Below are 21,687 nucleotides of genomic sequence, written 5' to 3'. Positions count from 1 at the left end.
TCTACGAGCTGTTTTATATTTTTTAAAAGCAGGACCTGCGAAGATTGGGTACCTAAACGCGTACCTTCAGTCGAAGAAAACTATCGCCAAGCCTGAGTGTTTAACATAGCCAAGAATTGTACAAACTTCCAGCAAAAACCCGTTAAAACGTTTCGAATCCGTGGAAAGTTCCTCTTTTTACGAATTAACTATTTGAAATCCGGGATAGTACTTGCGAGCTCTTTTATCTGAACAGGATCTAACATTACTGAGCTTAGCGCGCTAGAAACAGTTTGCCGACATCGCTAAACGGAGATACTAGTTCCGCCCATTTTGGCCCGCTATTCATTGATATATTTTGCGGTACACGCAATCCAGGTGTTGAAACGTAGTGTTCGGCGATGCCTAGTGCTTATTATCTACAAAGCCCTGGACGAAAAAGTACACTGCTGTTTGAGGAAGGTTGCGAGTCTGCGCTTCAGCGCCATTCTCAATTTATCTATATGATTCAATTATAAAATACTAATTAACACATCGAAGTTTTAATCGAGGTTTTGGGTCAGTAAAATGCAATAGGCACATTATTACTGACCCGATATTAGAGCGCTTTCACGTGTTGAAAAACAAGCTTGGGCTAGTCCTTCTTATAGTCGTCATGGCATGATTTACAGCTTGCACCAATTTTACCGATTGCACCTCTGTACGCGCTTTCATCACCCGCTTTAACAGCTGCTTGAAGCCCTTGCGCTGCCGTTTTAAGTGCCATCACTTTCTTTTCTACATCTGAGAAATTTTCCCAAATTTCATCTTTTGCGCCAGTTTCAACGTCAAACTTACGGGTATCAACTGATAAATAGTCGCCCATCATGTCAGCAAGTTGCTCTAGACGTACTGCATTTATTTCCATAACGCTTTCGTCAAAAGGTAAAGCACCTTTTGCCATACCACCTAACGGTCCCATGTTACTGCGTACTAACTGAAAAACGGCCTGGCGATATTGTGTTGCAGCTCCCGCGTGTTTTTCTGACGTTGCTTCTGTCACGTCAGCAGCTAATACCGAGCCTGATAAGATTGCGCCTGCCGTGGCAGCGCTCAATAGCAATTTACTTGAAAATTTCATGCCTGTTCCCTTGTTAGGTAAATATTATTCATTGGTCTCAAACGGGCTTTTAAGCCTTGTAACCAACAAGCTAAAAGTCCCGATACTTAGGTTATCGTGACGAATAGTCGGATGATGCGCAAGATTTTTAGCGGTAAAAGTAAGTAAAGAAAAGACTAACTCCCCCCTTTCCTTCTTAAAGTGAGCACTCTCTATTACTAATCTGCATGGATAATTGACCACTTATAAGAGTGCGTTTAAATACCTTTCAAAATAAAAAAGCCCTCAACTGAGGGCTTTCAAATGAAGTATGTACTACTAAGCAATTAGTTCGTTAAATCGTCAAAGAACTTTTTAACGCCGTCAAAGAAGCCTTGCGCTTTCGGGCTGTGCTTACTTGACGCTTTACCCATCGACTCTTCAAGCTCTTGAAGTAGTTCTTTTTGGCGAGATGATAAGTTTACTGGTGTTTCGACCACAACCTTACACATTAAGTCGCCCATGGCACCACTTCGCACTGATTTAACACCTTTACCACGTAGACGGAACATTCGGCCAGTCTGCGTTTCAGGGCTGATTTTCAGTTTTACTTTGCCATCGAGCGTTGGCACTTCTAGCTCGCCGCCAAGGGCTGCCGTAGTGAAGCTTAACGGCACTTCACAGTACAAATTGTTGCCATCGCGCTTAAAGATATCGTGCTCACGTACGTGGACCTGAACGTATAAATCACCTGGAGGTGCACCGTTCTCTCCAGCTTCACCTTCGCCTGATAGACGAATACGATCACCGGTATCTACGCCAGCTGGAATTTTAACGTTAAGGGTCTTAGTCTTTTCTTTACGACCATGGCCATGACAGCTGTTACAAGGATCTTCAATGATCTTGCCTTTGCCCGAACACGTTGGGCAGGTTTGCTGAACAGCAAAGAAGCCTTGGCGCATTTGAACTTGACCATTGCCGTGACAGGTTGGACAGGTCTTAGGTGAAGAGCCTTTCTTCGCACCAGAACCATCGCAGACTTCACACTCGACCAAAGTCGGAACGCGAATATCTACGTTCTTGCCACGAACCGCTTCTTCAAGCGTTAACTCTAAGTTGTAGCGAAGGTCTGAACCTTGACGTGCGCGAGATTGACGACCTCCTCGGCCACCGCCGAAGATATCACCAAATACATCACCAAAAATATCGCCGAAATCGGCACCACCACCGAAGCCACCGCCACCACGGTTAGGATCTACTCCCGCGTGGCCATATTGGTCGTATGCTGCACGTTTCTGCGAATCTGACAGAATTTCGTAGGCTTCCTGGATTTCTTTAAATTTATCTTCCAGGCCTTTATCGCCTTGCGTACGGTCAGGGTGATATTTCATCGCCAGCTTCTTATACGCCTTTTTAATTTCGCGTTCGCCTGCGCTTTTATCTACCCCGAGTACTTCGTAGTAGTCTCGTTTCGACATATCGTTTACATATCCTACTTTTTGTCGATAAGCATTTTATGCTCATCGAATCTACATCTGACTGTTGTGAAAATAACCTGAACACACATTCAATAAAGCCAAGTCATTTACACAACAAAGGCGCAACAAGAAATTCCTGCTGCGCCTGAACTGCTTACACGGCCCGCTAACATGCTAGGTAACGGGCCTGACACAACAGTTTACTTCTTGTCGTCGTCTTTCACTTCTTCGAATTCAGCGTCAACAACGTCATCGTCTGCTTTACCAGAAGAAGCTTGCTGCTCTGCACCTTCTGCGCCACCGGCTGCAGCTTGCTGAGCTTGTGCCGCTTCCATCAGCTTGCTAGATGCTTGGATAAGCTCTTGCGTTTTCGCTTCGATGTCCGCTTTGTCTTCGCCTTTAACTGCAGTTTCGAGTGCTGAAAGTGCATCTTCGATTGGCGCTTTGTCTTCTGCACTTAGTGCATCGCCAACTTCTTCAAGCTGTTTACGTGTGGCGTGAACCATACCGTCAGCTTGGTTACGCGCTTGAATCAGCTCTTCAAACTTCTTATCAGACTCTTTATTCGCTTCCGCGTCAGCTACCATTTTTTCTACTTCTTCATCGCTTAGGCCTGAAGAAGCTTTGATAGTGATCTTCTGCTCTTTACCTGTGTCTTTGTCTTTCGCAGACACGTGTAGGATACCGTCAGCATCAAGGTCGAATGTTACTTCGATTTGCGGTACACCGCGTGCTGCTGGACGAATACCTTCTAGGTTGAACTGACCAAGAGACTTGTTGCCACTTGATTGCTTACGCTCACCTTGTAGTACGTGTACTGTTACCGCAGACTGGTTGTCTTCAGCAGTCGAGAACGTTTGCGACTTCTTCGTTGGAATTGTCGTGTTCTTCTCGATAAGCACAGTCATCACGCCACCCATAGTCTCGATACCTAGAGACAGAGGTGTAACGTCTAGAAGTAGTACGTCTTTAACGTCACCTGAAAGTACGCCACCTTGAATTGCTGCGCCTACTGCAACTGCTTCATCAGGATTTACGTCTTTACGTGGCTCTTTGCCAAAGAATTCAGTCACGTACTTCTGTACTAGCGGCATACGAGTTTGACCACCAACTAGGATGATGTCGTTGATGTCGCCTACAGAAAGATCTGAATCAGCTAGTGCCTTCTTAAGCGGCTCAAGTGAATTCTTAACTAGGTCTTCAACCAAAGACTCAAGTTTTGCACGAGTAAGCTTAATAGCTAAGTGCTTAGGACCTGTTGCATCAGCAGTGATGTAAGGCAGGTTAACTTCGGTCTGTTGAGAAGAAGAAAGCTCAATCTTCGCTTTTTCACCCGCTTCTTTAAGACGCTGCATAGCAAGCGGATCTTTACGAAGATCGATGCCTTGGTCTTTCTTAAACTCTTCAACTAGGTAGTTGATAACACGGTTATCGAAGTCTTCACCACCAAGGTGAGTATCACCATTAGTTGCTAGTACTTCAAACGTGTGTTCGCCGTCTACTTCATCGATTTCGATGATAGAGATATCGAACGTACCACCACCTAAGTCGTATACTGCAACAACGTTGTCGCCTTGCTTTTTGTCCATGCCGTAGGCAAGAGCAGCAGCAGTTGGCTCGTTGATAATACGCTTAACTTCAAGACCTGCGATGCGACCCGCGTCTTTAGTTGCTTGACGCTGAGAATCGTTGAAGTAAGCAGGAACAGTGATAACTGCGCCAGTAACTTCTTCACCAAGATAATCTTCAGCTGTCTTTTTCATTTTCTTAAGTACTTCAGCAGAAATCTGCGGAGGCGCCATTTTCTCGCCTTTCGCTTCTACCCACGCATCACCGTTATCAGCACCTACAATTTTGAAAGGCATGATGTCGATGTCACGCTGTACTTCTTTATCTTGAAAGCGACGACCAATTAGACGCTTAATTGCGAATAATGTGTTAGTCGGGTTAGTTACCGCCTGACGCTTTGCAGACTGACCAACTAATGTTTCCCCATCGTTTGTGTAAGCGATGATTGAAGGGGTTGTACGATCGCCTTCCGCGTTTTCAATTACGCGAGGTTTGTCGCCGTCTAGAACTGCGACACATGAATTCGTTGTACCTAAATCGATACCAATGATTCTACCCATTTCGTGTCTCCGAAAAAGTTTCTTAATTCTGTACTTTTAGTGGGGTTATTCCCCAGCCTTTTCAATAGATGTCAGTAAAAAAACTGACATTTTTGTGTGTTTATCGCAAAATGCGTGACTTACGCTTGCGTGTCCACACCACCACTTGGCGCACGCGATACCATAACCATGGCAGGGCGTAACAAGCGGCCGTTAATTTGATAACCTTTCTGCATAACCGCCATCACCGTATTTGGCTCGTGGTCTGCACTTTCTTGCATAGACATTGCCTGATGCAAGTCAGGGTTGAAGGTTTCACCCTGCGGATCAATAAGGCTTAATCCAAATTTCTCAATAGTGCTTAAGAAAGTTTTGTGGGTCATTTCCACACCTTCTAAAAGCGGCTTAACCGCTTCATTGTCGCCATCGGTCATTTCGATAGCACGCTCTAGGTTATCAATAACCGGAAGCAACTCGCCAGCAAAGCGTTCAAGGGCAAATTTACGCGCCTTTTCTACTTCACCTTCAGCACGACGACGTGCGTTGTCAGCGTCTGCGCGCGCGCGAAGCACGCCATCTTGTTGCTCTTTGATTGTGGCTTGCGCCTCAGAAAGTGCCGTTTCTAGCTCGTAAATGCGTTGTGCATTTTCATCAAGCTCTACGCCTTCTGCTTGTGACGCTTCTACTTGCGCTTCTTCAGCATTTTGTACAGTTTGATCAACTGTATTTTCTTGTTCTGCCTGCACGTCGCGATTATCGCTCATGCCTACCTCCAAACGTTTTTCTTAATTAGGCATTGCCCAATAACGTTAAAATTATTGGGAATAAGTCTGTTGCGCTTAGTTATGGGGCTAGATTTAAGGTGATCAAGGGTATCCACAATATTTTTGTGGATGTAATGCTAAAAAATCTATAAGTAGGGAAATGAGACTAACGTACTCATGGTAATTCGCTAACGCCAAGCTCAACCTAGGTACATTAACTCCGGCTCAAATGCGGTTCATATCAACCCGCTATTAACCTATTGTTTGCCCAGAGAGCTCCAATATCTACTGCCCTGTTCCATGAACCTGTGACGAGTGTAAAAACCGTGTTAATGTAATTTCTAGAGAAAAGCGTACCACTACCATTTCAACTCATCGAGCGCTACGACACGGAATATCTATGCTAAGTATTTGGACGGTTGGCACTATTGTTGGTTTTTACCTCCTCGCACTTTTCGCTTTAGCATTTTGGGGTGATAAGCGTTTGCGTGACAACCGGCAACATCCAATACTGTACAGTCTTGGATTGGGCGTGCATTGTACATCTTGGGCATTTTTCGGCACTACCTCGCAAGCGGCACAATATGGCTGGGCAGTCATCCCTACTTATTTAGGGATTATGCTAACTATGGCATTTGCGTTTCCTGTGGTGCTTCATATAAGCAGACTGTGTCAACAACACAACATTAGCTCTTTAGCAGACCTCATCTCACTTAAGTATCAGCACTCCCACTTGATTGCCGCGCTTATCACTTTACTGTGTTTTTTCGGTGTAGTGCCCTACATTGCCCTGCAGTTAGACGCCATTACGAAATCAATAAATTTGTTGACTGACGACGCACATACAAGCACGCCATGGTTAAGTATCTACGTAGCTATCTTGCTCGCATTATTTGCCATTATCTTCGGTACCCGTACACTCAACTTGACCGACAAACACCCCGGTCTGCTACTTACTATAGCGTTTGAATCGATTATAAAGCTTGTTGCCCTGTGCGCTGTAGGTGTTTTCGTTTGCTTCTATCTGTTCGATGGTGTGTTGGATTTGGTGTCTAACGCCGCTTCAAATACCAGTGCTCGAGAAGTCATTTATGCTGATAGCGCCCCCTGGGTTTATGTATCACATGTTGTTTTGGGCGTTTGTTCTATGTTCGTTTTGCCACGACAGTTTCATATGAACTTCGTTGAGCAGAACGGTGAGGGAGAGCTTAGAACGGCAAGGTGGCTATTTCCCCTCTATTTATTTGGCATGACCCTTTTTATAATTCCTATTGCACTTGCAGGAAAAATGCTGCTGCCAGTGGATACGAGCTCTGATGCGTATGTGCTTGCCCTTCCTTTATATGCTGAAAATATCGCGCTGTCGTCATTTGCTTTCATAGGAGGTCTTTCTGCAACCACCAGCATGGTGATTGTTGCAACCTTGGCGCTGGGAATAATGATCTCGAACAATGTTGTCACGCCACTTTGGCTAAAAGCGCGACTAAAGACTTCGCCCAATCGTTCAATGCAGCCAAACAAAATACTGTCTATACGTCGTATTACCGTTGTGGTCGTACTTAGCATTGCGCTCTGGTATCACTTGAATATAAGTCAGGCTGCACCTTTGGTTAAAAGCGGGGTGATTGCTATTGCATTATTAGCACAGTGCATGCCTTCACTCATGTTTGGTCTTTACTGGCCGAAAAGCAACAAAGCTGCAGCTATTTGCGCCTTGTTGGTAGGGTTCACATGTTGGGCAGCATTCCTCCTCTACCCAAGCTTACTGTCGAGTTATTATTTCAACCCGACACCCACTGACCAAGCGCTTGGTTTGGGCTTTGCCTTTTCCTTATTGGCTAATTGCCTAACATTCGTCACGGTTGCATTGATTACATCAAGACGTTGCACTAAGCCAAATAATACGCTCCTCACAGCTCACGACACACCTCGATTACTGGTAAAAGTGAGGGACTTAATTGCACTCACCGAACGTGTGCTCGAAAGTGCTACGCACTCTCAACTGGTTAAGCAGCTATCAGTTGACGTCAATCGCGCCGCTAGCAGTGGTTATGCCAGTCAGGCGCTTATCGACAGGGTAAATAAGTTGCTTGCTGCACAAGTAGGAGCACCTAGTGCTCGTATATTACTGGGCGCCATCGCAGATACAGGCAGCGATAGCTTTCCAGAACTGGTTGACTGGGTAGAAGAAGCTTCTCAGTCATTTCAGTTTAACCACGAGGTACTTCAATCGTCAGTGCAAAACATTGAGCAAGGCATAAGTGTGCTTGATGACAAACTGCAGCTACTGGCGTGGAACGAACGTTACGTGGAGTTATTTGCCTACCCTAAAGGATTTCTAAAAGCGGGCATGCCCATTACCGATATACTTAGCTACAACGCAAACCGAGGGTTGTTTAGCCCCTCATCCATCGAAAAGCGCGTTAGCTACATGCTGGAAGGCACCCGTCATAAACATATTCGCAAACAGCCTGACGGAAAAGTGATAGAGCTTAACGGCGCGCCGCTGCCTGGTGGCGGCTACGTGACTACCTATAGCGATATCACTGAATACATAGCAATTCAAAAAGAATTAGAAAGTGCAAAAGAAGATTTGGAGGCAAGGGTTGCGCAGCGCACAGCAGAATTAGAAGAAGCCAAACAACGCGCTGACAAAGCTAACGAGAGCAAAACCAAATTTCTGGCCGCGGCTGGGCACGATCTCATGCAACCCTTCAACGCCGCAACATTATTTGCCAGCATGCTCAGCAAAAAGACGCAAGGCAGTGAACTGGCCACACTATCTGAAGGCGTGGTGAATTCTTTGGACAATGCTCAGAGCTTACTTTCAATGCTACTTGATATGACGAAATTAGACGCTGGCGTACTTACTCCTCAAAAGACCGAATTTCCAGTCAGTGATATGTTGTCTTCATTGGTACAGGAATTTAGTGTCATTGCAAAGCAAAAAGGTATTGAGCTCAGGTATGTACCGACCAAAGTTACGGTGTACTCGGACAAAGTACTACTGCGAAGGGTGCTTCAAAACTTGCTGTCCAACGCAGTCCGCTATACCGCAAAAGGCCGTATTTTGGTGGGCGTGAGACGCACAAGAATCACAAATACCGAGCAGGTTATAAAGCTTTGTGTTTACGATACCGGGCTAGGTATCGCCGACCACCAACAGCATGAAATATTTAGTGAGTTCCACCAGCTAGAGAGCAACAACAAAGGCGAAGGAATTGGATTGGGCTTGACTATTGTAGATAAGATATGTCGACTACTCGGTCATGAAGTCGGGCTGACTTCATCGACAAATAAAGGAAGCTGCTTCAGTGTGGCTGTATCTAGAGCATTTCAAAACGAAGCCTCGATTCCCACAGCGCACATAAGCAACACTAACCATGTTGACTCTCCTTTTAATAAATCGGTATTAACGAAGAACTCAGCAAGTGCGCCAAATAATTCAGTAAGCGTTAAAAAAAGCGCATTAGACAGCCGTTTTCGCCCTGTCTCCTCGCACTCCCATCAAATGCCCTCTTTAGACTCAGCGAATAAAAACAACAATGCATTTTTAAAAGACACCCGTTTTCTACTTGTAGAAAATGACGAGCAAGTGGCAAATGCAATGTGTACCTTACTGAGAGATTGGGGAGGGCGAACAACATTGATAGCGGGCGGAGCAGAAGTGTCGAGTATTTCACAAGAACACTTTGATGTGCTCGTCGCCGATTATCACCTAAATTATGGCGAAACCGGTTTTGACGTTGCAGCGATTCTTTCTGAAAATAACGTGAGTTTTGCCTTAAAGATTCTAGTCACTGCCAACAGAAGTAACGACATAAGAGAAGAAGCAGCGGAGCAACAATTTAGCTACCTGCCAAAACCCTTAAAGCCTGCGGCACTTAAGCGACTGCTAAAGCAATCGCTTGTTTAATAGAGAACTCGTGATCGCATTTGTAGTACGGCAATAAATATTTCATCTTCTTTTGGTAGTGGGTTTGCATCAAAATACTTTTTAACTTTTACGCTATCACAGGAATGTAAGGAGATCGATTGAACCCGACGAGCTGCATTGTAAAAATGCATTTTTAAAAAGAAAACAAGGCAAGTACGGGTGACTAACCGCGCACTCCTTCTCAAAAAATATGAGCTGTCTCGGCTTACTTCATGTTTTGTACTGAGCTCAACTTAAATGCATTGCATTTTTGAACGCGATACCGGCCTTGGTTCTGTTAATAACACCAAGCTTTCTCAATACTGCAGATACATGCTGTTTAACGGTGGACTCAGAAATGGCCAGTTCGTAAGCAATCTGCTTGTTTAGCAAGCCGTCTGATACCATGCGCAACACTTTAAGTTGGTGAGGGGTAAGTTGCTTTAATCGGTTTGTGAAATCATCTTGGCCAGAGTGGCCATTCACATTCGATGCAGAGGCATTTGGCATCGTAGCTGATGCATTGTGAACTGAAGGCGGGATCCAAGTTTCACCGTCTAACACCGTATTTACCGCGTCAATAATGCAATCGACCGAAGCTGATTTGGGTATAAAACCGCTTGCGCCTAACGCAAACGATTTTGCCATAACATCAGGCTCTTCTTGTGCGGTAATAACAACAACAAGTACATCAGGATAGAGCGCATGTACCTCAGCAAGGCCATTTAACCCTTCATTGCCTGGCATCGTGAGATCTAAGAAAAGCAGATCGATGTCGTCATTTTCTTCAAGACTAATGAGCGTATCGGGGAACGTGGAGGTTTCTACAAGTTCGATATGCTCCACACTAGCTAACGCATGGCACATCGCAGCCCTGAACAGAGGATGATCATCAGCAATCAAGATTTTCACAGACATAATGCTATCAACTTGTAACTACCTTGTTAATCAACATACTACCACGCCGGTAGAAAAAGGTTAATCGTATTGGCGTACCTGTTATTGGCGTATCTGTTATAGAGTAACGCTCCGCACCACGCCCTTCACTACTCGACATATCCGCCGGCCAACACAATCGAAAGAGGTCGAGCAAACGTGAGCACGCCTAAGCGCAATGGCCTAGGCGTGAAACGTGTTGCCGGTCTTCTTCACAACATACCGTTTAAAATCTATAACCTACCGTAAGGTGAACTGTACGTGGGTCACCGTAATAACCGATAAGTGTCGTATCGCCACCAAGGCCCGGACCAAAGTTACCTTCATCGTCTTGCGTAACAAAGTCATAACCACCAACCAGATACTCTTCATCGGTCAGGTTTTTGACGTGTAGTCCAGCATACCAGTCGCCTTCAACACTTTCCCAGCGCGCGCTTAAGTTCACCATACCATAGGCATCTTGTTGAATAAGATCGCTGGTTTCAAAGATAAGGTAATCATCGCGATAGTAGTAGTTGGCGTTGAACGTAATATCCCCAAAACTCGTTTCTAGTAGGTAGTTAGCATTAAGATTAAAGGTGTTCTCTGGCGTACTTGCTAAGCCAATCAGCGGAGGGATTGCATTGTTTTTCTTAATCTCAAAGTCAATATAGCCGTAAGCAACGTCAAACTGAAGGTTATCCGTGGCCACCCACGTCATCTCCAACTCGGCACCTTTTGCGGCCGTTTCTGCAGCATTGCGCAGTCGTTGGTCAAGGGCTGTTGGATCAGACAAATCCCCTTCTACACCAATATACTGACGATCTTTGTGATCATATGAGAACAACGTGATATTCATACGAAGTGCGTCGGTTAAGTCGCTCTTCACACCCACCTCGAAGCTGTCAACAACTTCAGGTTCAACACCAGGCTCGTTAGTCTGAGCGCGAGGGTTAAAGGTGCCCGATTTGAAGCCTTGTGAATAGCTCGCGAAGAACATGGTATCGCGGTCCATTTGATACTCCACGCCCACTCGCGGGGTAAAGCGCGACCAACTCTCTACCGCTGGCGCATCTAACACGTCATCGCCATCGGTGTCTGTCCCAAGTACTTGAGGTACTAATTGTCCGTCGGGACGCACGTACCCATCAATCCAGTCGGTATACGGATAAACATTGGCGAATACCAGACCGTTATTTACAAACGCGGTCTTTTCTTCATCGGTGTATCGGGCACCAAGCGAAAGCGATAGCTTATCAGTTACGTCATAGTTCATTTGCGCATAGGCAGCCCAGCTTTCTGAGTTATTACAACCCGTCACTTCCCGCGTTAACCCTGAGGCACCAAGCGATTGACCTAACACACCTAAAATGGCATCAAAATTACCGCAACTCTCACCATCGTAAAAGTAGAGCCCTGACACTAAGCTAAACGCGTTCCCAATATAATTCGCTTGAATCTCGTGAGTATCATTACTGTCGTCATACTCTGCCGGCACATCAAAAATAGGCAGGGGCGTATTGTCAAAATCAATGTTGGTAGGTGAATAGCTCTCTCTATGCGAACCAATATATTTAAGCTCTAAATCATCATTCACTCTGTATCGTGCCAGCCAGTTATAGCCTTCTAACTCGACTTTATTCCATGTAGGTAAGCTGGTGTACGAATCGAAAACCGAATCAGGCACGGGCGCATCAGTTAACATACTTGGGATTAAACGGTAGCCGCCTTTCGCATTTGATGTGTCTTCGGTCTTATCCCATCCAATACGGAAAAACAAATCTTCACTCGGGTGAACTTCTAGCGTTACACGGGCTGCCCAGAGATCTTTGTTATAATTCTCTTTATCTTGATTGGGCAACGCGCTTACCAGATATTCGCCGAAGCCGTCGCGGTTTAAGTTGGCATAACCCACGCCTAGATACACCGTGTCTTCAATCAGCGGTATTTGACCTGTCACTTTGATATCCCGCTGACTATAGCTACCTACCGTAGCTTCAACGTTCATCTGCGTATCGCCGGTCATTTCTTTCGTAACGTATTTAACCGCGCCACCAATCGTATTCTTTCCGTAAAGCGTCCCCTGCGGACCACGTAATACCTCAATACGCTGTACGTCTAACAAATCAAGTACGGCCCCTTGTGGGCGAGCAATATAAACATCGTCAACATAAATACCCACGCCTGGTTCATAGCCCCAAAGCGGGTCTTGCTGACCCAATCCGCGAATAAATGCCGTCAAGGTGGAATTGGTACCGCGACTGGTTTGTAGCGTAGTGTTGGGCGAAAACTGCTGCACTTCAGTCAGCACGCTAATCCCCTTTTCTCCAAGTTCAACCGCACCAATAGACGTGATAGCTACCGGCGTTTCCTGTAATGACTCGACAGTTTTTCGCGCTGTCACCTCAATGCGTTCTAATTTTCCTTTTTGCGCTTCGGCATCGGCATTGGCTTGACTATCCTGAGCAAATACTGGCGCTGTGCTTAAAACGCTTGCCACCGCTAGGGCACAAAGGCTGCGAATGGGGAGCTTAACTGAATCGCTTTTGCGTTCTACTGTGCTAACAGAGGCTGAATGTGATTGGTAGGGTAAAACCAAGCCATTTGTGTGTATTGATTGAGACATAGTGAGTCCTTGTTGTTCTAAGTTCTGGTCACTGCCGGATGTATTGCCTACGGTCAAAATCACTTTAGTTAATTAATTGTTAATAGTATGTAGTACCATCGTACTATGGGATTTTGATAAAAGTAACGTCAAACTTTATGTCTGTTATGAACGCTTTTTATCTGATTTGTATACACTTTGTGGTTTTGAGTGTAAGCAAATCTTAAATCGACTTAACTGTTTCGGATCATCTGCGGTCACAGATTTTTTAAGGAATAATAACTATGTTAAGTATGATTGGCTTAGTAGGCGGTCTGTTGTTGCTTATTGTTTTGACAATACGCGGAATGAACCTCTTTATTGCTGCACCTTTGTGTGCGCTTGTAGTTGCCATTACCAATAATATCGGCGTCTTCACCGGCGACGTAAACTTCGTCCAAACCTATATGAGTGGTTTCTCTGGCTTTATCGCCTCTTGGTTTTTCATGTTTTTACTTGGTGCGTTATTCGGTAAATTCATGGAAGACACAGGAGCAGCAGATGCTGTTTCTCGCTGGATTATCACCAAAATTGGTTACAAGCGTGCCGTATTAGCTGTTGTGCTAGCTTGCGCTATTTTGACCTACGGTGGTGTAAGCGTGTTTGTGGTAGCGTTTTCTGTTTACCCTATGGCGGTGAGTTTGTTTAAAGATGCCAACCTACCCCGTCGCTTCATACCTGCTGCCATGGCATTCGGGTCGGTAACATTTACGATGACCTCGGCAGGTTCACCGGAAATCCAAAACTGGATCCCTATAAAGTATTTAGGCACCTCCCCTTTTGCTGCGTGGGAAGTTAGCCTTGTCGTCGCCATATTCATGGCATGCTTCGGTTACTGGTGGCTTGCTAAGATGATCAGAAAAGCCGTTAATAACGGCGAGGTGTTTGAAGCCAGAGCAAGCGACCCTGAAGTGCGAGACAGAGCGCTACCCCACCCGCTTACCGGAATTGTGCCGTTAGTCGTGGTGTTAGTCATTTCGTTTCTATTCCATGAAGAACTCGCTCAGCTTGCGCTTATTCTGGCGTTAGGCGGCGGCGTACTGTGTTTGCTGGCTATTAACTACAAACATTTTCACAGTTTACCGGTTGCCATAAATGCGGGTACCACCGGCGCATTGATCGCCATAGGTAACACCGCCGCTGTTGTAGGTTTTGGCTCTATAGCAAAAAACACCGAAGCGTTTCAAACAACAGTAGCGCTTATGACCCAAATTCCTGGTAACGAGCTTATTGGTGCCGCCATTGCCGTAAGCGTGATTGCAGGGTTAACAGGAAGTGCATCTGGCGGACAAGCCATTGCCTTACCCTTGGTGGCTCCGCATTACCTTGACCAAGGCGTAGAGCCAGAACAGCTACATAGAATTGTGTCTATATCATCAGGCGCATTAGATTCGTTACCTCACAATGGCTATGTGGTTACTACCATACGCGCCATTTGTAACGAAACCCATCAGGCTGCCTACTGGGCGGTTGGTGCGCTAACAGTTGTGGTGCCAGTTATTGGCCTTGCCATGGCCATTGGCCTGTTTAGCATTATGTAGCATTAGTCAAAGCCAACGATATGGCCTAAGGCCGCACGATATATAAGTCACTCTAGCAAAACATTGCCATCTAAAAATGCGGCCAGAGAAAGGGATAAGAAAGTATGAATTGGAAAAATACGCTTGCTTCCACGCTAGTGTGGAATAAGAGCAAAGGCATCAATAAGCTATTGAAACAGCTCAGCTCACAACGAGTGCAGAAACACTTAGCATTAGCAAATTTGGTTGAGGTGTATTTAGTTAAAAAGCAGCGCTCCTTGGTGGGATTATTTGCCACACTAATGTTGACGGTACATTGCCAGGGCATTGCTGGCGAATCCGACGATACATCGCCATTGCTCAGTTCTTCAAAAGCACCTACTTCTGAGCCCGTTTCTTCCTTGCCAAGCGCTTCGCTGATGGTAGAAAAACGCGTTTTTGAAATGCCTCATTTCACAACCTTTGGTGGTAAACAAATTAAAAACGTAAAAGTTGGCTGGGAGGCGTACGGAACACTAAATGATGCTAAGAGTAACGTTATACTGATTACCCACTATTTTTCTGGATCTTCTCACGCAGCTGGAAAGTACAATGAAAACGATCCAGCGCCAGGCTACTGGGATAGTATTATCGGCCCCGGCAAGGCGATTGATACAGACCGCTTTTATGTAATAAGCGTTGATACGCTGGCCAATCTAAATGCTTACGACCCGCACGTTATTACAACCGGTCCTACGTCAATAAATCCAGATACAGGCAAACCCTATGGCTTAGACTTTCCCGTCGTGACAATACGTGACTTTGTCAATGTTCAAAAAGCACTTCTCGAAAGTTTAGGCATTAGCAAACTGTATGCGGTTATTGGGCCTTCTATGGGCTCTATGCAGGCTATCGATTGGGCGAGCGCTTACCCAGACTGGGTTGAACGTATGATTTCAGTTATCGGCGCAGGTCAAAGCGATGCATGGACTACCGCGGCATTGGAACACTGGGCAACGCCTATCACTCTAGATAAAAACTGGAACAACGGCGCTTATTCCAAAGAGCAAGCGCCCCTTAATGGCTTAGCTGCCTCGCTCATGTTAATTACGCAAAATGCCCTTACCCCTTCTTTTTTCAACCAAACCGGCAACACGTTAGGGTATAAAAATGTTGAGTCGGCGCCGCTTAATGATATACGTCAATCACACAGTATTGTGAATTGGCTACGTGAGCGAGCAAAGACCCGGGCAAAATCCATGGACGCAAACCACCTTTTGTATTTGGTTCGAGCTTGCCAGCTCTTCGTTGCTGGGCATCAAGGTAATCTTGAGCAAGGACTGGCGTCGATAAAGGCGAAAACGCTGTTTATTCCAGCCCAAACTGATTTGCTTCTTATGCCCTACTTATCGCAAACTGCACACCAAGGTTTAACTTCAATGAATAACGACAGCACATTGGTTACGCTAAATGGCAAATTAGGTCATTTGGAAGGCGTGACGAATGTATCCGCTCAGGCTCAGGCTATTCGCCAATTTTTAGAAAATGATAAGGCAGCAATGCAATGATGAAATCTACCCCCTTTTTACGCCACGCGCTTTGTCTGTCTGTATTAAGCGCACTTGCCGTTAGTGTACCGGTATTCGGTAACGAGTCATCTGCGCAAGACGCGCTTCCGTCACTCACTCTTGATTTAAAGAACGTTACCGTATCTGGCTTATCCTCAGGCGGTTACATGGCAACACAATTTCAGTTAGCACACAGTGACTGGGTAAAAGGCGTTGGCGTTATTGCTGGCGGCCCGTATTTCTGTGCACAAGGTGATATAACCACTGCCCTGGCACAGTGCGTGAACAAGGTAGAGGGAGAAATTAACCTTGAAGCGCTGAATGAAAAAGCCAAACAGTATGAAACTGAAGGAAAAATTGCGTCGCTTTCCAGTATGAAAGACGCAAAAGTCTGGCTTTTCCACGGTACGCAAGACACCAGAGTGATTGCACCAGTGAGCGATTTATTATTTGAGCAATACAAATTGTGGACAGACACACAAAATATTGCCTATATCAATGACAAGCCGATGGCACACCTTTTTCCTACCCAAAACAATGGGGTTAACTGCATGAAGTCAGAAAGCCCCTTCATTGGGAACTGCGACTACGATGCAGCAGGTGCCATGCTCTCTCATCTTATTGAAAATGTTTCGACACCTGACGAGTCACTGTCAGGGCAAATTCATTCAATTGATCAACAAAAAATAGCGGGTGGCGATGCCAAAACATTAGCAAGCGAAGGTTTTGTGTATGTGCCTGAAAGCTGTGCACAAGGCGAGCCGTGCAGAGCCCATATCAGTTTCCACGGCTGTAACCAGTATGCCGATGCTGTAGGCGATGCCTACACTACCCAAACGGGGCTGAATGAATGGGCTGATGACAACAATATTGTTGTGCTTTATCCGCAAACTAAGAAGTCGTTATTCATGCCGTTAAATCCACAAGGCTGTTGGGATTGGTGGGGCTATGCCTCTGGCGATTACGCCAACAGGAACGGCGCACAAATAAACGCAGTAAAACAGCTGCTGTTTTCATTAAATAGTGCACCTTCACTAAATAAATCCAACGGAAGTAACAATGACTAAGCGCACAATATTTATCACGGGTGGAGCAAGCGGCATTGGCTTTGGCATTGCTGAGTCAATGATGAAACAAGGGCACCATGTGATCATCGCCGACATAAACGAACAGGCAGCAAAAGAGGCTGTGACTCGACTTGCGCATTTAGACGGTTCGGCCAGCGCAGTAGCGGTAGACGTATGCAATGCAGAACAAGTCGCAGCGCTACCTGAGGTACTAGGGAAACATACCGTTGATGTGCTTATAAACAATGCCGGTATTCAGCACGTTTCGCGCATCGAGGACTTCCCTGCAGATAAGTGGCAGCAGCTTATAAATATTATGCTTGTTGGCCCTGCTCTTTTAACCCAAGCGTTTTTACCTGCCATGCGTAAGCAAAATTACGGGCGCATTATCAATGTAGGCTCTATTCACTCGTTGGTAGCCTCGCCCTATAAGTCTGCTTATGTAGCGGCGAAGCATGGGCTGTTAGGGTTCGCAAAAACTATCGCTCTTGAAACAGGAGATTGCGATGTAACTATCAATACCCTTTGCCCCGCCTATGTGAAAACACCATTGGTGGAGAAACAAATTGCAGCACAGGCAAAAGAAAATAACCTTTCCGAGGAAGAGGTAATAACAAAAATAATGTTAGAACCCATGCCTAAAAAGCAATTTGTTAGCGTTGAAGAACTTGCCGATACCGCAAGCTTCTTAATGTCGCCCAGTGCTCGCAATATAACAGGGCAAACTATGGTACTTGATGGGGGCTGGACGGCACGATAACCCGCAAGCTTTTTACACAATATTTCTTTTCACATAAAAAAGACTGCAATAAGCAGTCTTTTTTCGTTTAATGTTTTCGCAAAAACGTTATTCCCAAAGAGATACATAAATGGCAACCATTTCTTCAATGGTAGGTACACGTGGATTATTACCGGGAGAACCTGATGCCAAAGCTTGTTCTGCCATTGTTGACGTCGCTGCAAAAAATGCCTCTTTATCAATACCGAAATCGGCAGGCGTAGGCACCTGCAAATCTGCATTGAGCGCTTTTAGTTCGTTGATAAGCTTTTGATTCGCCACCTCATCAGAGTCACTTTGCGTAGCAACACCCATGGCGCGAGCACATTGTGCATAACGCACTGATGCACTTGGAATAGAAAAGGCGGTAACCGCGGGCAACAACATGGCATTCGACAATCCGTGAGGCACATGGAACGCTGCACCGATAGGCCGGCTCATTCCGTGAACAAGGGCCACTGAGGCGTTTGAAAAGGCAATACCTGCGAGGGTTGAGCCCAGCATCATTGATTCTCTCGCCGTTTCATTTGTTGGGTCTGCAAATACAGTGCGTAGATTAGGCGCAATTAACGCCATGGCTGATAACGCCTGTGCATCACTGTAAAGATTGGCTTTGCGGCTAACAAACGCTTCAATAGCGTGAGTAAGCGCATCAATGCCTGTATCGGCTGTCACGCGGGCAGGCAAACTTTGCGTTAATGAATAATCGACCAAGGCTGCCGTTGGCATAAACCCTAAACCAACACACAACATTTTTTCTGTGGTATCTTCGTCGGTGATAATGGTAAATCGCGTTGCTTCTGAGCCCGTTCCCGCTGTTGTGGGAATAGCAATGATCGGCAGTCCCGCTTCATCTACAACCCGCGGGAATTTGTAGTCTCGCATTTCGCCGCCGTACTTACCCAAAATAGCGATGGCTTTTGCGCTATCGATGGGGCTTCCACCACCTAAAGCAATGATGCTGTCATAAGCGTGGGTTTTGAACGCATCCACACCGCGATAAATAGACCTCACCGTGGGCTCTGGCACCGTATCTGAAAATACATCGGCGCTTATTCCTGCCTCTTCCAGCACCTGTACTATGGCAGCACTATATCCCAACTCAACCATTACCTTATCGGTAACCAGTAAAGGTTTATGGCAGTTGAGTCCTTTTAGCGTTTCAGCAACCCGCTGACTCGCCCCTTTCCCTATGTGCATCACTCTTGGCAGAATAATTTGATGAGACATGTTTCCCTCGCTGCGAATTCTTTTCATCAGCATACCTAGTACAACGCCCAAAGCAATGACAATGTAAAAATAATGTTACCGCCCCACTACCTCTCCAGCTTTCCTCCAAATACATACAAATGCGTGGTTGTTTCCATTGCCAAGAGTTAATGGTTAATTATTAACATCACCGTACGTGAAATGAGTGATAAACTGATTAGAACTTTTCTGTGGACTACGATTATGAAGAAACTCGGTATGATTTCGTTGCTTATAGCAATTATCGCTATAGCGATATGGCAATGGCCGAAACCTGACGCTCCTTTACTTTCATCAAACAACGTCATGCCCGCCATGGAGAATTTGCCCGACAATTTCTTTGACACACAAGTAAACCCAGTACTAACGCAGCGCTGTGTTGTCTGCCACGCCTGTTACGATGCGCCATGCCAACTAAAGATGTCATCTCCAGAGGGTATAGCCAGAGGTGCTAACAAAGAAAAAGTCTATGAAGGGACACGACTCACCGCTGCCCAACCCAATAGAATGTTTCTCGACGCCCACAACGTAGACGCATGGCGAGAGCGTGGCTTTTTCGACGTGCTCGAATCGAAAGAAAAACCTAACGCTTCGCCGACCCAATCTTCGGTGCTAGCGCAAATGCTTTTGCTAAAAAAACAGCACCCTTTGCCCAACACCGCTCATTTAGGTGATAATTTCGATATAAGCTTAAATCGACAAAACCAATGCCCAACAATAGATGAAATGGGCGGGTACATAGCAGGCCAGCCCCTGGGAGGCATGCCCTACGCACTGCCAGCCCTGTCGGATGCAGAGCACTCTACACTCATTCAGTGGTTAAACCATGGTGCGCCGTTACCTTTACCCAAAGCGCTCTCACAAGAACTGAATGAGAACATAACTGATTTGGAAGTATGGCTTAATGGGGATAGCAACAAGATGCAGCTTTCCGCACGCTATATTTACGAACACTTGTTTACGTCTCACCTCTATTTCGAAGATATTTCAGAAAAAGGTAAAACGCCTCAGTTTTTTAATCTAGTGCGCTCGCGTACACCACCCGGACAAGCGTTAGATATTATTGCTACTCGCAGACCCTTCGACGATCCGGAGGTCGAGCGCGTTTACTATCGTCTACAGCCAGTGCATTCAACTATTGTGAGTAAAACACATCAAGCGTACGCCATTAATAAAACACTGATGGATAAATGGCAATCGTGGTTTGTCGACGCAGAATTTTCTGTAGAAACATTACCATCATACAAACCCCAAGTGGCGGCCAACCCATTAACGGCCTTTACCTTATTGCCAGTAGAAAGTCGTTATCGATTTATGCTTGAGCGCGCGCAAAACACCATTATGGGTTATATCAAAGGTCCCGTGTGCAGAGGACAAGTCGCGCTTAACGTCATTAACGATCGATTCTGGGTGTTCTTTGTCGACCCAGACATTGCAGCATCTGAAAAAGTAAATGCTTTTTACGCTTCTCAAAAAGAAAACCTCCACCTTCCCGCTGAAAAAGATAGCTCAGCCCTTGCGGTAAACTGGGTTAAATACGCAAAGCGCCAAGGCGAATATATGCGTGCAAGAACCACCTTTTTGAACAATGAATTCAAAAATGAAGAGCATTTGAGTGTGTCGAGTATATGGGATGGCGACGGCGATAATACTAATGCGAGCTTAACCGTATTTCGTCATTTCGATAATGCCACAGTTGTTAAAGGGATGGTTGGCCAGCCCACTAAAACAGCATGGGTGATTGACTATGCCTTGTTAGAGCGCATTCACTATTTGCTTGTGGCTGGCTTTGATGTTTACGGCAATTATGGCCATCAGTTATTGACCCGTTTGTACATGGATTTCTTGCGCATGGAAGGTGAATCGAACTTCCTTAATCTACTTCCTCCAACTACCCGCCATGAACTTCTTGACGATTGGTATCAAAACGCAAGCCCTGAACTTACCGATTATTTGGAAGGTGATATCAACAGTTTCGAACAACCTTCTGGCATAGCGTTCGAAACAGATAATCCTCAACAAGAACTTTATCAATTGTTATCGCAATACTTGGCTAAAGTTCAACCGAATGCCTCAACCTACAATAAACGTTTGCTATCAGCTGAACAGTTCGAAGCATTAGAGCGCTTAGATTCGCTTCCTGCTCAACAAGCGACGTTGATGCCTGAAACTACCATGATTGTGATTCAAGACGACAAAAACCCAGACAACATTGATGTATTCACTGCCCTTAGAAATAGCGCGCATTACAATGTAAATAGCCTATTTGAAGAAGAGGAAAACCGGGAGCCTTCTAAAGATTCAATCACGCTAGTTCATGGTTTGTTGGGCAGTTACCCTGACGCATTCTGGTATATCAATGCCTCAGAGATAACGTCTTCGATTGAGAAGCTTAAATCCATTAAAAGCGAAGCCGATTACAAAGCCCTGCTCGACGATATTGGCATGCGCCGAACCAACCCTAATTTTTGGGCGTTTAGTGATAAATTAATGCAATGGTCTAGCGAGCGCTATCCTATTGAAGGCGGTCTTCTCGACTATAATCGGTTAGAAGATCGCTAAACCTTGCGCTGTGTGCCGTTTTACGCTTTTCTTTTGCAAAAAACCTGTGCTAATGTCCAACCATTGGAAATGAAAGGACATTA

Annotated in this window: 13 protein-coding genes; 6 read left to right on the top strand and 7 right to left on the bottom strand. The window is 45.6% G+C overall.

Features of this window, described 5'->3' with window-relative positions; genetic code table 11:
- Positions 1–613: 613 nt before the first annotated feature.
- The 4 genes from BIZ39_RS09170 to grpE all read right to left on the bottom strand — a co-directional run bounded on the left by BIZ39_RS09170 (position 614) and on the right by grpE (position 5,407).
- Positions 614–1,099: a c-type cytochrome gene (locus BIZ39_RS09170; RefSeq protein WP_187446833.1), complete on the bottom strand. Its 486-nt coding sequence runs from the start codon at positions 1,097–1,099 to the stop codon at positions 614–616.
- 305 nt (positions 1,100–1,404) lie between these two features.
- Complete coding sequence (gene dnaJ / locus BIZ39_RS09165; protein WP_187446832.1) at positions 1,405–2,535, bottom strand: molecular chaperone DnaJ; 1,131 nt, start codon at positions 2,533–2,535, stop codon at positions 1,405–1,407.
- Between the two features lie 200 nt (positions 2,536–2,735).
- The gene (gene dnaK, locus BIZ39_RS09160) at positions 2,736–4,664 is read right to left on the bottom strand and encodes a molecular chaperone DnaK (RefSeq protein WP_187446831.1); all 1,929 of its coding nucleotides are present in this window, start codon (positions 4,662–4,664) and stop codon (positions 2,736–2,738) included.
- 119 nt (positions 4,665–4,783) lie between these two features.
- Positions 4,784–5,407: a nucleotide exchange factor GrpE gene (gene grpE / locus BIZ39_RS09155; RefSeq protein WP_014948971.1), complete on the bottom strand. Its 624-nt coding sequence runs from the start codon at positions 5,405–5,407 to the stop codon at positions 4,784–4,786.
- A gap of 400 nt (positions 5,408–5,807) precedes the next feature.
- On the opposite strand from grpE, the gene BIZ39_RS09150 reads away from it, so the two are divergent.
- The gene (locus tag BIZ39_RS09150) at positions 5,808–9,323 is read left to right on the top strand and encodes a sodium:solute symporter family transporter (RefSeq protein ID WP_187446830.1); all 3,516 of its coding nucleotides are present in this window, start codon (positions 5,808–5,810) and stop codon (positions 9,321–9,323) included.
- Between the two features lie 249 nt (positions 9,324–9,572).
- Here BIZ39_RS09150 and BIZ39_RS09145 read toward each other — a convergent pair whose 3' ends face one another.
- Both BIZ39_RS09145 and BIZ39_RS09140 read right to left on the bottom strand, forming a co-directional pair.
- Positions 9,573–10,241 (bottom strand): response regulator transcription factor, encoded by a 669-nt coding sequence (locus BIZ39_RS09145; protein ID WP_187446829.1) that lies wholly within the window; start codon positions 10,239–10,241, stop codon positions 9,573–9,575.
- A gap of 244 nt (positions 10,242–10,485) precedes the next feature.
- Positions 10,486–12,864: a TonB-dependent receptor gene (locus BIZ39_RS09140; RefSeq protein WP_187446828.1), complete on the bottom strand. Its 2,379-nt coding sequence runs from the start codon at positions 12,862–12,864 to the stop codon at positions 10,486–10,488.
- 263 nt (positions 12,865–13,127) lie between these two features.
- On the opposite strand from BIZ39_RS09140, the gene BIZ39_RS09135 reads away from it, so the two are divergent.
- The 4 genes from BIZ39_RS09135 to BIZ39_RS09120 all read left to right on the top strand — a co-directional run bounded on the left by BIZ39_RS09135 (position 13,128) and on the right by BIZ39_RS09120 (position 17,776).
- On the top strand, positions 13,128–14,423 hold the full coding sequence (locus BIZ39_RS09135) for a GntP family permease (RefSeq protein ID WP_014976110.1): 1,296 nt from the start codon (positions 13,128–13,130) through the stop codon (positions 14,421–14,423).
- Positions 14,424–14,527: 104 nt separating this feature from the next.
- On the top strand, positions 14,528–15,949 hold the full coding sequence (locus BIZ39_RS09130; protein ID WP_187446827.1) for a homoserine O-acetyltransferase family protein: 1,422 nt from the start codon (positions 14,528–14,530) through the stop codon (positions 15,947–15,949).
- A complete protein-coding gene (locus BIZ39_RS09125; protein ID WP_187446826.1) occupies positions 15,946–17,016 on the top strand; it encodes a PHB depolymerase family esterase in 1,071 nt (356 codons plus the stop codon). Before BIZ39_RS09130 ends, BIZ39_RS09125 begins: the two co-directional genes overlap by 4 nt.
- The gene (locus BIZ39_RS09120) at positions 17,009–17,776 is read left to right on the top strand and encodes a 3-hydroxybutyrate dehydrogenase (protein ID WP_187446825.1); all 768 of its coding nucleotides are present in this window, start codon (positions 17,009–17,011) and stop codon (positions 17,774–17,776) included. The genes BIZ39_RS09125 and BIZ39_RS09120 overlap by 8 nt, the downstream gene beginning before the upstream one ends.
- Before the next feature lie 87 nt (positions 17,777–17,863).
- Here the strand turns inward: BIZ39_RS09120 and BIZ39_RS09115 are convergent, their stop codons facing one another.
- Entirely contained in the window at positions 17,864–19,051 is a 1,188-nt protein-coding gene (locus tag BIZ39_RS09115; protein ID WP_262385744.1) for an iron-containing alcohol dehydrogenase, read from the bottom strand.
- A gap of 210 nt (positions 19,052–19,261) precedes the next feature.
- On the opposite strand from BIZ39_RS09115, the gene BIZ39_RS09110 reads away from it, so the two are divergent.
- Complete coding sequence (locus tag BIZ39_RS09110; protein ID WP_187446835.1) at positions 19,262–21,604, top strand: fatty acid cis/trans isomerase; 2,343 nt, start codon at positions 19,262–19,264, stop codon at positions 21,602–21,604.
- The last annotated feature ends 83 nt before the right edge of the window (positions 21,605–21,687 follow it).

It is taken from the genome of Alteromonas sp. BZK5 (genome assembly GCF_014349115.1).
Taxonomy (GTDB): domain Bacteria; phylum Pseudomonadota; class Gammaproteobacteria; order Enterobacterales; family Alteromonadaceae; genus Alteromonas; species Alteromonas macleodii.
This window is presented reverse-complemented; position numbering and strand designations above follow the sequence as displayed.